We start from the raw sequence: 15,415 nt of genomic DNA on the forward strand, positions 1-15,415 counted from the left end.
TCATTAATATACTAGCTACATTATTTTAACTTAATTACACTGACTATAAACACACTATAAAAATAAGATTTGTGCGGAGAACACTATGAAAAAAATGCTACTCTCGCTCTCAGTTGCAGCTGCATTAGCAGGCTGTGGCGGCGGAGAAACGTTAGAAGATGTTAAAAACGATTCAGTTACAGTTATTCCAAAAGCTACGGTAAAATTTGACCCTGCAAATGGTGTAATTTCGGTTCCTAATGATTTATTGATGAGCGGTACGCGCGATGGCACATTAAACATTCCTGGTGAGCTAAATGACGAAAATGTTTCTATCCCTCGCGCTGCGTATGCAGATCCGCAACTTGCACTAGGGGCACTTGATGGCTGGTCTACGCAAGTTCCTTTTAAAATAGATTTAACGTTTCCACCGGGCATTAGTCTAGATGAAACGTCTGCAGCTTCACCAGGCTCAGTACGTATTTTTGAAGTGATCATGGGTGCAAGCCTAACAGATGCCGAATGCTCACAAGCACCAGCCGGTGCTGCATGTAAATTAGTGGGCGAATTAACCTTTGGTGTCGACTTTGTTACACAAGGCTCTGGAGACGCGGTTGCTATTATTCCACTTAAGCCATTTAAGGCCGGTAGCTCATACATTAACGTATTAACGACGGGGCTTAAAGATTCAGAAGGTCGTTCAATTGAGCCATCATCAACATATGCGACTGTTAAACAAGAAGCGCCGTTAGTAACGCCATCACAACTTGCGCTGCAAGGGGCTGTTAACAGCTACGAAAACGTAGTGGTAAGCTCAGGAAATATCACCAAAGACGATATTATTTACTCAGCTGCCATGACAATGCAATCAGCAGGTCCTGTGCTTGGCACAATCAAAAAGATTTTAGCAGCAAGCTTAACAGAGCCAACAATTCCAACGCCTGCGTTGCAAATTCCAACACAGCCTATGGCTAATGTACAACAAGCGTTTGCAATACAAGGTGTAACGGTGCCTGACGTATTCCAAGTAGCACAGTACCAAAAGGGCAGTATTCAGTTACCTATGTATTTAGGTACGCCGAAGGGTAAAGAAATCAGTGATTTAAATGATACTTACTGGCAAGGTATGTGTGATAACGCAGTGGCTATCATGGGTTATAAAGCGCAAGCGGGTGAAGCGTTCCCAACTGATCCTATTAGCGTTAACGATGCAACATGTGCAGCGTTAAGTGATGGACAGCTTCGTGATTTAGGTTTAGATAGCACGCGTCATTTAACCAAGTATAATGTTATTCCTAAAATGCAAAGTATGGCGACTGTGCCAGTACAAATTACTAAGCCTATTTTACCGGTTGTGAATGCATACCGTGCAGGCTTAGGTTTAGAGCCTTTTGCTGCTATGCCAGAAAATGGCTGGCCAGTAGTTATTATGCAACACGGTATTACCACACAAAAAGAAAGCATGTTGACACTAACAGCACAGCTTTCACTTCAAGGCTTTGCAACGGTTGCAATTGACCATCCTCGTCATGGCGAGCGTGGAATAGATGTTGATGTTGATGGCACAGATGACTTTAACGCAACATCAGGCTCTGTACTTAGTTACATGAACCTAAGCTCGTTATTGGTCGCCAGAGACAGCTTACGCCAGTCAAGTGCCGACTTACTTGGTTTACGTTTAGGCTTAAACTTCAGTGGTGATAGTTCACTCAATTCTAGAGATGTATCTTATATTGGCCATTCACTGGGCTCAATTGTAGCGCCTGCATTTATTGCACAAGCGAATAGCCCATTGGCTGATCAAGTAGACCCATTCTTTAAAGTTAATGCTGTTGCATTGGCAAGTGGCGGTGGCGGTATTGCTAGCTTCTTATTAGAGTCAGCCGCGTTTGGTCCATTTATTCAAGGCTCTGTACTTTCTCAAGCTGGAACTGCTGAAGCTGACGAGTTTAATGCATTCTTAAATGCTGGTGCGTTATCAAACTGTGGTGCCTTGTTACCAGACATGCAGGACTTCTTAAGCTGTGGCTTTAATGAATTTGCAGCATCGCTAACTATGGCGGGAGAAGCTGATAAACTGGCTAACATCAAGGGTGTGATGACGCAGTTTGTATTTGCAGCACAAACTGCATTAGATAGCGGCGATCCGACTAACTACGCAGCAACGGTTAAAGCACTAGAAACACCTGTGTATATGAATGTTGTTGTTGGTGATGGCACTGATAGTAACAAGCCAGACCAAGTTATTCCGCCGATGACTGCTAACAATCCAATTGCAGGTACACTGCCTCTAGCTAACTTTATGGGGTTAGAAACAGTGAGTACAACTCAAGCACCAACAGAGATGGGCGCTAGCTATTTAGTTAAATTTAACACAGGTCATCATGGCTCGGTATTGACACCGGCGCAAGATGAAAGACAGTCGTCTACAGCAGCGGGCAGCGCAGCAGCTAATGCAGAAATGCAATTGCAAATTGCAACTTATCTAGCATCGCGTGGACGTTTATTATCTGTATCAGATACTGATATTGTGACTAATTAATAATCAACCACTCAATTAAGTCTAAAAAGCCACTGTATAGTGGCTTTTTTTTATTTTAAAGCATGCTAAATTGGCTGAAATTTATAAACGGAGAACACAGTTGGAATTTTTATACGAGTACGGCTTATTTTTTGCAAAAACCATTACCTTTGTTATTGCTATTGCTGTGATTTTAACCTTAATTGTAAGCTCGGCTGTTAAGCCAAAAGCGAAAAAAGGTGAGATTGAAATTGATGACCTATCAGAGCAGCTGACCAATATAAAAGAAAGCTTTTTAAATAATACGCTAGGTAAAAAAGAGTTAAAAGCCTATCAAAAACAACAAAAAGCAGAGCAAAAAAAAGCGGACAAAGAAGCGCCTAAATCACGACTCTATGTTATTGACTTTAATGGCAGTATGGACGCACATGAAGTAGAAAGCTTGCGCGAAGAAGTGACCGCGATAATTTCGATAGCGGATGCAAAAAAAGATAAAGTGTTAGTTCGCCTTGAAAGTGGTGGTGGTGTGGTACATGGCTATGGTTTAGCCGCATCACAATTACAACGTTTAAAGTCAGCCGGTATTGAGTTGACTGTATCAATAGATAAAGTCGCCGCCAGTGGTGGTTACATGATGGCTTGTGTGGCTGATCATATTATTGCAGCACCGTTTGCAATTGTTGGCTCTATTGGTGTTATTGCACAAATTCCAAATTTTAATAAAATTTTAAAGAAAAATGATGTCGAGTTTGAGCAAATTACGGCGGGTGAATTTAAACGCACGTTAACTTTATTTGGTGAAAATACCGATAAAGCTCGTGAAAAGTTCCGCGAAGAGATAGAGCAAACTCATGTATTGTTTAAAACTTTTGTGAGCACTCAGCGCCCAAGTTTAAATATGGATTTAGTGGCAACGGGTGAACATTGGTTTGCAACCCAAGCAATTGAAAAAGGGTTAGTCGATACTATTAAAACCAGCGATGATGCGTTGTTAGAGCAACAACAGCAATATCAAATTTATAAAGTGCAATACAAGATTAAAAAAGGATTAAGTGACAAGCTGGCAATGGGTTTGAGCCATGGTGTGAATAAAGCGGGTGTAAGTTTAATGTCAAAGTTTAAGGCGTTAAACCCTTAATAATTTAATCACTTAAACCCAACAAAAAAGCCTTGTTACTTAACGAAGTAGCAAGGCTTTTTTTATGACTATTGTCAGAAATACTAATCAATAGATTTGTGGTAGTCCTCTAAATCTTTTGCTGCATTTGGGTCGTTAAAGATACTTTCATCTAGTTCACCTTGAATCGCCCCGAGTTCATCGGAGACCAGTTTGTTTAAGTCAGGCCACTTTACCTGACTCGTTTAAATTATCATAGTAGTCTGTTTCATATTGAGCTGGTGAAATATACCCAATTGAAGATAATAAGCGTTGATTATTAAACCAATTGACCCACTCTAACGTTGCGTATTCAACAGCATCAACATTCTTCCACGGGCCATTTCTGCGAATAATCTCTGTTTTAAATAATCCATTTATTGTTTCAGCCAATGCATTGTCATAAGAGTCACCCACACTGCCTATAGACGCTTGAATTCCAGCTTCAGCAAGTCGCTCAGTGTATCGTATAGACAAATATTGGCTGCCTCTGTCGCTGTGGTGAATTAACCCTTCGGGGTTGCCACGATGCCAAATAGCTTGCTCTAACGCATCAAGAATAAGCTCTGTGTGCATTGTCGTTGATACACGCCAACCTACAATGTATCGTGAAAAAACATCTATCACGAAAGCGACATAAACAAACCCACTCCATGTGGCAACATAGGTGATGTCAGCTACCCAAAGTTGATTTGGCTGCTCAGCAGTAAATTGACGATTAACTAAATCAAGTGGCTTATCTTGTTGCTCGTCAGGTATCGTTGTCTTATGTGCTTTACCCCGACGAACACCTTGAATTCCCATAACTCGCATCAATCGTTCGACTGTACAGCGGGCGACTTGATGGTCGTCAAGCTGTAGCTGCTTCCATATTTTTCTTGCACCATAAACTGACATATTATCCTCCCACACTTCGCGAATGAGTATTATCAGCTCAGCATCACGCTTTTTGCGGTTAGACAGTCGCTCAGGCTCTCTTTGTATCTGTTTATGAGAATAATACGTTGATGGTGCAATCGGCAATTCCTTGCAAATTGACTCGACACCGTAATGCTCTCTGCAAGCATCAATAAAATCCACTATTACTTCTGTTTGCGGTCGAGCTCCGCTTGGGCGAAAAAAGCGGCAGCTTGCCTCAGGATATCATTCGTTCGCTTGAGCTCTTTATTCTCGCGCTCTAAGACGGCAAGGCGTTCTTCAGTTGATTGCGTATTAGAAGAGGGTTTAGACGGTTGAGCTTGAGATTTCTTGACCCATGCTCTAAGTGTTTCTGGGGTACATCCCAGTTTATCTGAAATCGATACTAGCGCAGCCCAAAGAGAAGGGTATTCATGCTGTTGTGTGGTAACAAGCCTAATTGCACGTTCACGAAATTCTGATGTATAGCGATTTGATTTTTTCATAGTTCCAGTTTCTCAAGTTATTGAGTCTCTGGCAAACACGGGGCGATTCACCTTCGCTTTTAGCGACGACACACGTAACCATACAGTCACCCGTTACGTTTACTGCTGTACGGGTCATATCAAGCAATCTGTCTACACCAATAATAATGGCGATGCCCTCAACAGGTAAGCCAACTTGGTTAAGTACCATGGCTAGCATAATTAAACCAACACCAGGTACACCCGCCGTACCAACAGAGGCAAGCGTTGCAGTTAGTATCACCATTAAGTAATCAGAAATAGTTAAGTCAACACTAAATACCTGAGCGATAAATACCGTAGCCACACCTTGCATAATTGCGGTGCCATCCATGTTAATGGTTGCACCAAGCGGAATAGTAAACGAAGCGACCGAATTATTAGCGCCAAGCTTTTTAGTTGCCGTTTCAAGTGTAATAGGCATAGTCGCGCTTGAACTTGAGGTACTAAAAGCAAATAAACAAGTGTGCTTCATTTTAGCCAAGAAAGTGAGCGGGTTTAGACCCGTGAGTATTTTTAGCAGTAGGGTGTAGTTTACAAATGCGTGTAGTAATAAGGCTAATACAACCACGCCAAAGTACTTAGCTAAACTCACAATTAAGTTTAGTTCAATGGTAGTGAACAATTTAGCCATTAAGAAAAATACGCCGTAAGGGGCAATGTTCATTAGCAAAGTAACCAGTTTTAAGATAACGGTGTTTAAGTCTTCAAATACAGTAGCGACACGTTTACCTGCTTTTCCGCTAAGTGCCATTGCAATACCGAATAATAGAGCAAACACAATTACTTGTAACATGTTGCCCTTTGCCATTGCTTCAAAAGGGTTGGTAGGGAACATATCAATAATTACGCGAGCTAAAGTAGGCGCTTCTTTGGCATCATAACTTGCTTGAGAGGGTAACCCAATGCCTTCACCTGGGTTAAATAGTAACGCTAAGGTAATCGCGACTGTAATCGCTATTGCCGTTGTAACTAAGTATAAACCAATTGATTTACCGCCTAAACGGCCTAGTTTCTTCGGATCGCTTAAACTGCAGGTACCACATACCAGCGATACAAATACTAAAGGCACAACCAGCATTTTCAAACTGGCTATAAATATTTGCCCACCTACATGGAAAAGGCCATCAACAAAAAAGGCTTTAATTGGCAAAGAGAATAACCCAAGAGGAATTAGGTAATCGTCTTCACCAGCTAATATAGCCTGAAATATAAAGCCTACTGCAACACCAAGCACCATACCAATCATGATGCGAGTAGTTAAACTCATTGAACGGATTTTAGACATATTTCCAATCTATTTTTTATAAATTTGGCATAGACTAACAGCATGTAATTTTTTTTACAGAAAAAACGTCAACTTTTTAAAAATTTTTATCAAAAAAAGGAGTAAAAAACTGAGATTTTAGACTAAGTTATAGGTTAACATTAAGTAAATAAGTTTAACTTAGTAATAGCGCAACGGAGAAACCTATGCCTTTAACTCGTTTGCTCAGCATTATATGGCTCAGCACATTACTCATAGCCTGTGGCGGTGGTGGCTCACTGGAAAAAGAAAGTGGAACCGTTGGTGGTGATACTGGAGGCACCGGTGGAGACGTTGTCGAACAAGCAATTCAAGTTGAACTTGATTTTGAAGATAGAATTGTTACTGCTGATAACCCGCTAGAGGTGGTTGCAACGGTAACCGGAAGTGATGGTCAACCTGTTGTGCGTCAAGAGGTAAGCTTTACCACAACACTGGGTTCTTTTATACCGGCTACAGGTAGCGCTTTAACAAATTCCAGCGGTGTTGCAACTATCGAGCTTAGCGCGGGTAGTGTTGAAGGAGCAGGAACCATTGTTGCAAGTTACGAAGATGCCACAAGTAAACTTGGCTTTTACACGGCAGGTGATGAGCCTCAATCGAATGACTCAACCGCAAATATTGACATTAAAATTTTACAAAACTGCCCTGATAGCTGGTTAAATATAGACAGAGATTCTATAGAGCTTGATCCATCTGAATGTTCTCAAAATAGTAATTTACTCGGGCAACAAGCTATTGTATACGCAAAAATCACCAAACCTGGCAGTAATACGCCAGCAAGTAATGTACTTGTTCAAGCGACAACAACGCTAGGTATTTTATTACCTGAAAGCTTAACGGCTAAAACGGATGCGTTTGGTGTTGCTATTTTGAATTTATTGCCTGGCAGCAGCTCAGGTGTTGGCCAAGTTGAGTTAACCGCTCAGGGCGGCGTTGCGAGTGCTTTATTTGAAATTAACGCTGTTCAAGTAAATGTCAATTTAAGCGCGGGTATTGCAACTGGTGATGTGTTGTCTGCAGGTTCTACTACTATTATTACCGCTCAGATTGTAGATGGCAGCAATAACTTATTCACCACTCCACTTGAAGTACAATTTAACTCGGCATGTGCAGAAGAATCTACTCCTAGAGCCACTATCGATAGTGTGGTAACTAGCATTGGCGGCACGGCAAGCGCAACTTATAAAGCGGATGGTTGTAATGGTATAGATACGATTACAGCAACCGTGGTTACCGGTGGCAACGTTGCCACTAAAACAATTAATATTAATGTAGCTGCCGCTCAAACGGGTTCAATCGCGTTTATGGGTGTGACCAATCAAGTGTTAGCTATTAAAGGAGCTGGCGGTCAGACTCTCACTGAAAACTCAGAGCTTACCTTTAAACTTTTAGATATTAATGGTAACCCTGTTGGTCAAAAGCAGATTGATTTTGCTCTTTCGCAAAACCCCGGCGGCGCGTTGCTAGACAGTGCATTTCAGTTTACCAATAACGAAGGTTTAGTAACTGTAAATGTCCGCTCAGGAAGAGCCGCAGGAGTTTTATCTGTTATTGCATCACATCAAGTTGTGAGTGGCGATACATCACAAAATAATGTGATTTCTATTGTGTCAAATGACATAACCATTACCACTGGTGTGCCAGATCAAGACAGTTTTACGCTTGCAGTGCAAACATTTAATACCGAGTCATTAAATGAAGCCGGGGTGACAACAGACTTAACTGTATTTGCAGCCGATCACTTTAATAATTTTGTTCCTGATAACACGGCAATTTATATAGCCAGCGAAGGTGGTGCAGTAGGCACAATAGATGATCAACAATTTACACCTTTATTACTTTGTCGCACCATAGATGGTGTGTGTAAAGCGCAGTGGCGTAGCCAAAACCCAATTCCTTATCATTACAGCATTTATAAAAACTCTGTGGCTGATAAGTGTGACCGTTACTTTGGTCAAGCAGCACCTTGTACATTAGGTATCAGAGAGTCACAACTAGACACAAACGGCAATCTACTTACCTATCTTGATAGTAGTGGTAACCCGATATCACTTGCGGATGCGCCAAGTAATGCGCCAATAGATTATCCATTAGGTGGTCGTGTAAGCTTGCTAGCATACTCAGTGGGTGAAGAATCATTTAATGATGTATCTGCTAACGGTGAATTTAATCAAAACGAGTTTGATTCTACATTACAAGATTTACCTGAAGCATTTATAGATTTTAATGAAAACGGTATTTTTGACGGAAATTTACCCGCACCTGCGAACCCTGTAAATTCTAATGGCGGTGAGGATGAGTGGTATGTGGAGCGCTCTGGTGCACTAAATAATGGTCAGTTTGATTCCGGCGATGGCATTTACAATGGCTTGTTATGTAGTGACGAGGCGCTTGCTGCAAATGCATGTACGCGTGAAACAGTAAATGTACGCGATCGTTCAGAGTTAGTGATGTCTGGAAGTATACCTTACATTAGAGCTGTAACGGCTTTAGATGACTGTAGTTTAAGTGATGGTATTCGCTTAGAAGCTTCCGATATGGCGGGTATGTGTGACATAAACCTTATTGATATTAGCAATTCCACACCTTACAGCGCGATTTCAGTGACTATCTTCTTCAGTGATATTCATAATAATCCATTGCCTGCAGGTACTACAGTTACTGTCACTGCCGACAATGGTGTGTTAAGAGGGTTAACAGATTACACCGTTGTGAATACTGCTCAACAAGTGCCTATCTCTGTTTCAGTAAATATTACAAAAGAGGCTGAGCCAAATGATGTTGATTCTGGCTTTTTATACATCGAATTTGTGACCCCTGGTGGAGTGAAAACTCAATATACCGTGATGTCGATTTTAGACGAGCCTAAGGTTTAAAATTAATAAAGCATAGAAAATGCCAACCAATAAGGTTGGCATTTTTGTTTCTATTCTATATATTCCACATCAATTATTCAAAAAGCACTGGTTTGATTAAATTTACAACAGAAATTGTTTGTTTATTCAGTAAATACTGAAAAGTTTGTATTAAAAGCTTGTAAGAACTAGTGTTTGTAGATATACCTATAAATATTCGCGCCGCATGAGTCGGCTAAACACATTTAAAAAACTAGGTTAGAAATAGGCAACTATGGGCAAATCGCTAGTAATTGTAGAGTCACCTGCTAAGGCTAAAACAATTAATAAATACTTAGGTAATGATTTTATCGTTAAGTCCAGTATTGGACACGTACGAGATTTACCTACTTCAGGTTCTGGCAAAAACAAAGCACCAGCAAGCAAAACGCCTGCTGAGGTGCGTAAAATGCCACCTGATGAGAAAGCAGCGTATAAACAGCAACGTGACTATACTAACTTAGTCGCGCGAATGGGCATCGATCCTGAAAAAGGATGGGAGCCACATTACGAAATATTGCCGGGTAAAGAAAAGGTTGTTCAAGAATTACAAAAGCTTGCCCAAAATGCTGATCAAATCTATCTCGCAACGGATTTGGATAGAGAAGGGGAAGCTATTGCTTGGCACCTTCAAGAAATTATTGGTGGCGAGCCAGAAAAATATAAGCGTGTTGTTTTTAACGAAATCACTAAAAATGCAATACAACAAGCATTCGAAACCCCAGGTGAGTTAAACACCGACATGGTTTATGCACAGCAGACCCGTCGCTTCTTAGACCGTGTTGTTGGCTTTATGGTATCGCCCCTATTGTGGGCTAAAGTAGCGCGTGGTTTATCAGCGGGTCGAGTTCAATCTGTTGCAGTGCGTTTATTAGTTGAACGCGAACGTGAAATTAAAGCATTTATTCCTGAAGAATTTTGGGATATTCATGCCGATGTTAAAAATAGCGAGTCTGACCTACGTTTAGAAGTCACTAAACAAGCAGACAAGCCATTTAAGCCAGTAAATGAAGCTCAGGCTAGTGCAGCAGTTAAAAGCCTTGAGAATGCCGAATATAAAGTTGTCAGCGTTGAAGAGAAACCAAGTAAGAGCCGTCCAAGTGCGCCATTTATTACTTCAACAATGCAACAAGCAGCAAGTACCCGATTAGGTTATGGCGTTAAAAAGACCATGATGCTTGCCCAGCGTTTATACGAGGGGGGTTATATTACTTATATGCGTACCGATTCAACTAACTTATCGAAAGATGCGGTTGAAATGTGTCGCGAATACGTAACCAATGAGTTTGGTGCCAAGTATTTACCTGCTGATCCGATTAACTATAGCTCTAAAGGTAATGCACAAGAGGCGCACGAAGCGATTCGTCCTTCTAGCGTATCAGTGCTTTCTGGGCATGTTGAAGGTGTGGATGCCGATGCGAAAAAGCTTTATGAGCTTATTTGGCGTCAGTTTGTGGCCTGTCAAATGGTGCCAGCTGAGTACGATTTAACCACCTTAACGGTCGCTGCCAACGATTTTACATTGAAAGCAAAAGGACGTGTTTTACGTTTTGATGGTTGGACTAAAGTGCAACCGGCAGTACGTAAAAAGAATGAAGAAGATCAATCGCTGCCTGCTGTTAAGCAAGGCGAGGTGCTCACGTTAGTTGAGCTTGATCCTAAGCAGCACTTTACTAAGCCACCGGCTCGTTTTAGTGAAGCAAGCTTAGTTAAAGAGCTCGAGAAACGTGGGATTGGTCGTCCATCTACGTATGCCTCTATTATATCAACGATACAAGACCGTGGTTATGTACGAGTAGAAAATCGTCGCTTTTTCGCTGAAAAAATGGGGGAGATTGTCACCGATCGCCTTGTTGAAAACTTTACCGATTTAATGAACTTCGATTTTACCGCTAAAATGGAAGGCCGTTTAGATGATATCGCCGAAGGTGAGCGTGTTTGGACGCAAGTTCTCGATAAGTTTTACGCTGATTTTTCAACGCAATTGAATATTGCCAAAGGTGAACCCGATGAAGGCGGTATGCGTCTTAATCAAATGGTAGAAACCGACATTGACTGTCCAACGTGTGGCAGAAAAATGGGTATTCGTACTGCTTCTACGGGCGTATTCTTAGGATGTACTGGTTATAACTTGCCACCTAAAGAGCGCTGTACTACCACTATGAACTTAGTGTCGGGTGATGAAGCGGTTGCAGCTGATGTTGAAGACGTTGAAACAGAAACATTAATGCAAATGAAGCGCTGTCCAATTTGTGAAACAGCGATGGATTCATACCTTATCGATGAAACCCGTAAACTACACGTGTGTGGTAATAACCCAGCGTGTCATGGGCATGTGGTTGAAGAGGGTACGTTTAAAATTAAAGGTTACGACGGCCCTATTATTGAATGTGATAAATGTGGCGCTGATATGGAATTAAAATCAGGTCGATTTGGTAAGTATTTTGGCTGTAACAATGACGAGTGTAAAAATACCCGTAAGTTATTAAAAAATGGCGAAGCCGCGCCACCAAAAGAAGATCCCGTTCATATTCCTGAATTAGAATGTGAAAAGTCTGAAGCCTATTTTGTATTACGTGATGGTGCTGCAGGTATTTTCTTAGCAGCAAATACGTTTCCTAAATCACGAGAAACACGCGCCCCCAAAGTAGAAGAGTTACAGCGTTTTAGAGATCGTATTTCGCCTAAGTTTTACTACTTAGCTGATGCACCAGCTAAAGATCCTGATGGTAATCTTGCTATTGTGCGTTACAGTCGTAAGAATAAATCACAGTATGTAATGACTGAGGTTGATGGCAAAGCAACTGGTTGGACGGCACACTACGAAGGTGGTAAATGGGTAGAAGAGGCAAAGAAAAAAGCCGCGCCTAAAAAGAAAGCCGCCGCTAAAAAAGCGCCTGCTAAAAGTAAAGCGAAAGCAAAAGTAAAAAAAGACGATGAATAATTAATTATTCACCGCTTTAAGTAATAAAAAACCGGAATGCACAGCCTGGACAGTTCCGGTTTTTTTTGTCAAATCAAACCTATCGCAATGGCATTTCTAATCTGTTTTTTTACTTTACAGGATTAAAAAATGTAACCAATTTAGGTTCAATTCACTCAATTATTCATTAAATTTTAACAGCAGTGACTTTGTTATAGCCTTCAGATGTTAGTTCATCATTCACACACTTTAAAACATAGTTATAAAGCTCTTCATTGCTTACGTCGTCTTCTTTAGCCCAACTAACACACATTTCTGTGAATTCTTGAATCGTCTCAGCTGAAGCGTCTGTAGCATCGTTTGCCACTGCATTAGCAGCAGATAAAACGAAAAATGGTGCAACGATTAACGCGAGTAATGCTTTATTCATTTTCTTATTCCTAAAAATGGAGTAACAATCGAGTTATGCATTCATACAATGCCTACATAAAACAAGTGTAACCAAGCCAGAACATCTCTGTTGGTATATTGATTTTTAATCGAATATAAAATAAAGGGAAACGAAATATTTTTATCGTCAAGATGAGCGTATCGCGTAAAAGTGTTTAACCTTAACTAATTGTGTTACAGCTAAATTTAGGCTAATGTCGCGTTTTAATTTTTAGGTGTTCTTATGTCAGAGCCAGATACAAATAATATAAATAAAAAAATACAACCTGTTCATAAAGTAGAGCATGCTCTTGAGTCGTTTATATTCAAAGGACGCTGGTTATTAGCCCCATTTTTTGTCGGTTTACTATTTGCTGTGGTTTTATTACTAATAAAATTTTTTAAACAGCTGTATTTGATGGGGATCGCAACGTTTACTGCCAGTAATCAAGAGTTGTTGGTGGGTATATTAACTTTGGTTGATACCGCTTTGTTAGCTGGACTTTTATTAATTATTATATTCAGTGGCTACGAAAACTTTGTCTCTAAGCTTAATATAGAAAATCATGAGGACCGTCCCGTATGGATGGGAAAAGTAGGGTTTTCTGGTTTAAAAATGAAACTGATTAGTGCAATAGTCGCCATTTCAGCCGTTGAGCTACTAAAGGTGTTTATAAGCTCTGCATCTCATTCAAGTGATGAATTACTCTGGAAAGTGCTTATACACGTTACCTTTGTTGTGTCGGGTGTACTGTTTGCATTTACTGATTACTTAAATAGTAAAACAATTAGCCATTAAAAAATGCTAAAAAAACCCGAGCAGTGCTCGGGTTTTTTATAATAATATAAATATTAACTGCAGTGGGCGTAATAACAACCAAATGGCTCAACTGTCAGTGTTTCATTATCAAGCTTTGCGTTGTGATGAGAAAGGTCGCTATGTTCATTTTCAACACTTGCATTAATAGTAAGTTTTGCTTGTGAAGCACTCAAATTGAATACACACAACATTTTTTCATCGTTTAGAGTACGGTAAAACGCTAAGATTGGCTCTTTGGTTTGTAAAAACTCAATATCACCTTCAAGTAATACCGGCTGGTTTTTACGCCATGCCATAAATTCACGGTACGCATTTAATATTGAGTTTGAATCATTCTCTTGTTCAGCAACTGCTTGCAGTCTATGTTGTTGATCAACAGGTAACCACGGTTTTACTTCACTAAAGCCCGCATTGTGAGCATTGGCATGTGAGCTATCAAGGTTTTCCCAAGGCATTGGGGTACGACAACCATCACGGCCTTTAAAGTTTGGCCAAAACGTAATGCCGTATGGGTCTTGTAAATCTTCAAACGCAACACTGGCTTCACCTAGCCCGAGTTCTTCACCTTGATACATACACACGCTACCACGTAACGAGGCCAATAGGGCGGTTAACATCTTACATTGCGCAGGGTTTACTTCACCCGTTTCGCTCCAACGACTTGCAACGCGCTCTACGTCATGGTTACTAAATGCCCAGCAAGGCCAGCCTTCAGTCATACGTTGTTCAAGTGTAGTAACGGTGTTTCTTATATATTCACTCGAGTAGTCATCAGTTAGTAGCTCAAAGCTGTAACCCATGTGCAGTTTATCGCCGCCTTGGGTGTATTCTGCCATGGTGGCTAATGAATCTTCAGATGAAATTTCACCTAGTGACACGGTTCCTGGGTATTTATTGAGCAAGGTGCGAATATCACGCATAAACTCAATGTTTTCTGGCTGTGTGTTGTTGTAGTAGTGATACTGAAAAGCATACGGATTATCTTCACTAAAACCACGGCCCTGACGCTTTTCTTTTGGTTTTGCAGGGTTATCACGAAGCTGTGCGTCATGGTAGCAAAAGTTAATTGCATCTAACCTAAAACCATCAACGCCTTTTTTAAGCCAAAACTCAACATTATCTAATACAGCTTGGCGAACATCAGGGTTATGAAAGTTAAGATCTGGCTGTTCCGTGAAAAAGTTATGTAAGTAGTATTGTCCACGACGCGGCTCCCATTGCCATGCACCGCCACCAAAAATTGATAACCAGTTGTTTGGTGCTGTTCCGTCTTCTTTAGCATCGGCCCATACATACCAATCAGCTTTATCGTTGGTTAAATCTTCACGGCTATCAATAAACCATTGGTGTTGATCTGAGGTGTGACTAAGCACTTGGTCTATAATAATTTTAATATCGCGTTGATGTGCTTGCGCAATGAGCTCATCAAAATCATCTAAGTTACCAAAAAGGGGGTCGATATCGCGATAGTCGCTAATATCATAACCAAAATCTTTCATAGGTGATTTAAAGAAAGGTGAGATCCAGATAGCATCCACCCCTAAGCTTTTAATGTAATCAATGCGATTAATTATCCCTTTTAAGTCACCAATGCCATCGTTGTTGCTATCTTGAAAGCTACGCGGATAAACCTGATAAATAACCGCACCTTTATACCATTGCTTTTGGGCCATGCCTTTCTCCGTTTTCACACTGTCTTTGTGTTGTTCTTTTTTAGAGGTGTTAATCCTCGTTTATTTGAAAAAGCATACTTGAAGCCCGTCATACTGTAAAAAGTCTGCATACGTATGCACCGTTTTAAGGCCATTAAAAGAGGTTAAATCAATCGCTTATTTCATCGATTTTAACGCCGGTTTATTGAATATCTCTTTACCAATTTGGTTTGTTAAATTGTTAATTTATTGTTTGCATTATTTAGGTGCTTAAAAATAAGGGGGTGCACTAAATTGGTGATTATTAATAT

9 protein-coding genes and 1 other annotated feature are annotated in these 15,415 nt (G+C 40.6%); of the genes, 5 read left to right on the plus strand and 4 right to left on the minus strand.

The genetic code is table 11. The annotated features are described in order from the left end of the window. Positions 1-85 precede the first annotated feature (85 nt). Both PTET_RS07140 and sohB read left to right on the plus strand, forming a co-directional pair. Positions 86-2,521 (plus strand): VolA/Pla-1 family phospholipase, encoded by a 2,436-nt coding sequence (locus PTET_RS07140; RefSeq protein WP_096038406.1) that lies wholly within the window; start codon positions 86-88, stop codon positions 2,519-2,521. Between the two features lie 100 nt (positions 2,522-2,621). After that, positions 2,622-3,638 carry a protease SohB gene (sohB, locus tag PTET_RS07145; protein WP_016899535.1) on the plus strand — a complete coding sequence of 339 codons (1,017 nt, stop codon included), beginning with the start codon at positions 2,622-2,624 and terminating at the stop codon, positions 3,636-3,638. A 201-nt stretch (positions 3,639-3,839) separates the two neighbouring features. On the opposite strand, the gene PTET_RS07150 is transcribed toward sohB, so the two are convergent. Beyond that, positions 3,840-5,059, minus strand: a protein-coding gene (locus PTET_RS07150; protein ID WP_236613520.1) for an IS3 family transposase whose coding sequence is annotated in 2 segments (ribosomal slippage) — positions 3,840-4,771 and positions 4,771-5,059 — 1,221 coding nt in all. Because the reading frame shifts where the segments join, the coding sequence is not laid out codon by codon here. Next, positions 4,665-4,781, minus strand: a sequence feature (AL1L pseudoknot). Its footprint overlaps the gene before it by 117 nt. Continuing rightward, positions 5,022-6,365 carry a dicarboxylate/amino acid:cation symporter gene (locus PTET_RS07155; protein WP_244186380.1) on the minus strand — a complete coding sequence of 448 codons (1,344 nt, stop codon included), beginning with the start codon at positions 6,363-6,365 and terminating at the stop codon, positions 5,022-5,024. Before PTET_RS07155 ends, PTET_RS07150 begins: the two co-directional genes overlap by 38 nt. 185 nt (positions 6,366-6,550) lie before the next feature. Here PTET_RS07155 and PTET_RS07160 point away from each other — a divergent pair, with 185 nt between their 5' ends. Then, a complete protein-coding gene (locus tag PTET_RS07160; protein ID WP_016899534.1) occupies positions 6,551-9,262 on the plus strand; it encodes an Ig-like domain-containing protein in 2,712 nt (903 codons plus the stop codon). Between the two features lie 253 nt (positions 9,263-9,515). Next, positions 9,516-12,224, plus strand: coding sequence for a type I DNA topoisomerase (gene topA, locus PTET_RS07165; protein WP_016899533.1), 2,709 nt, complete (start codon positions 9,516-9,518; stop codon positions 12,222-12,224). A 166-nt stretch (positions 12,225-12,390) separates the two neighbouring features. Here the strand turns inward: topA and PTET_RS07170 are convergent, their stop codons facing one another. After that, positions 12,391-12,633 (minus strand): hypothetical protein, encoded by a 243-nt coding sequence (locus tag PTET_RS07170; RefSeq protein ID WP_016899532.1) that lies wholly within the window; start codon positions 12,631-12,633, stop codon positions 12,391-12,393. A gap of 243 nt (positions 12,634-12,876) precedes the next feature. On the opposite strand from PTET_RS07170, the gene PTET_RS07175 reads away from it, so the two are divergent. Then, a complete protein-coding gene (locus tag PTET_RS07175; RefSeq protein ID WP_016899531.1) occupies positions 12,877-13,431 on the plus strand; it encodes a TIGR00645 family protein in 555 nt (184 codons plus the stop codon). 53 nt (positions 13,432-13,484) lie between these two features. On the opposite strand, the gene PTET_RS07180 is transcribed toward PTET_RS07175, so the two are convergent. After that, positions 13,485-15,125, minus strand: coding sequence for an alpha-glucosidase family protein (locus tag PTET_RS07180; RefSeq protein WP_016899530.1), 1,641 nt, complete (start codon positions 15,123-15,125; stop codon positions 13,485-13,487). Positions 15,126-15,415 lie beyond the last annotated feature (290 nt).

This window comes from Pseudoalteromonas tetraodonis, assembly GCF_002310835.1.
Taxonomy (GTDB): Bacteria; Pseudomonadota; Gammaproteobacteria; order Enterobacterales; family Alteromonadaceae; genus Pseudoalteromonas; species Pseudoalteromonas tetraodonis.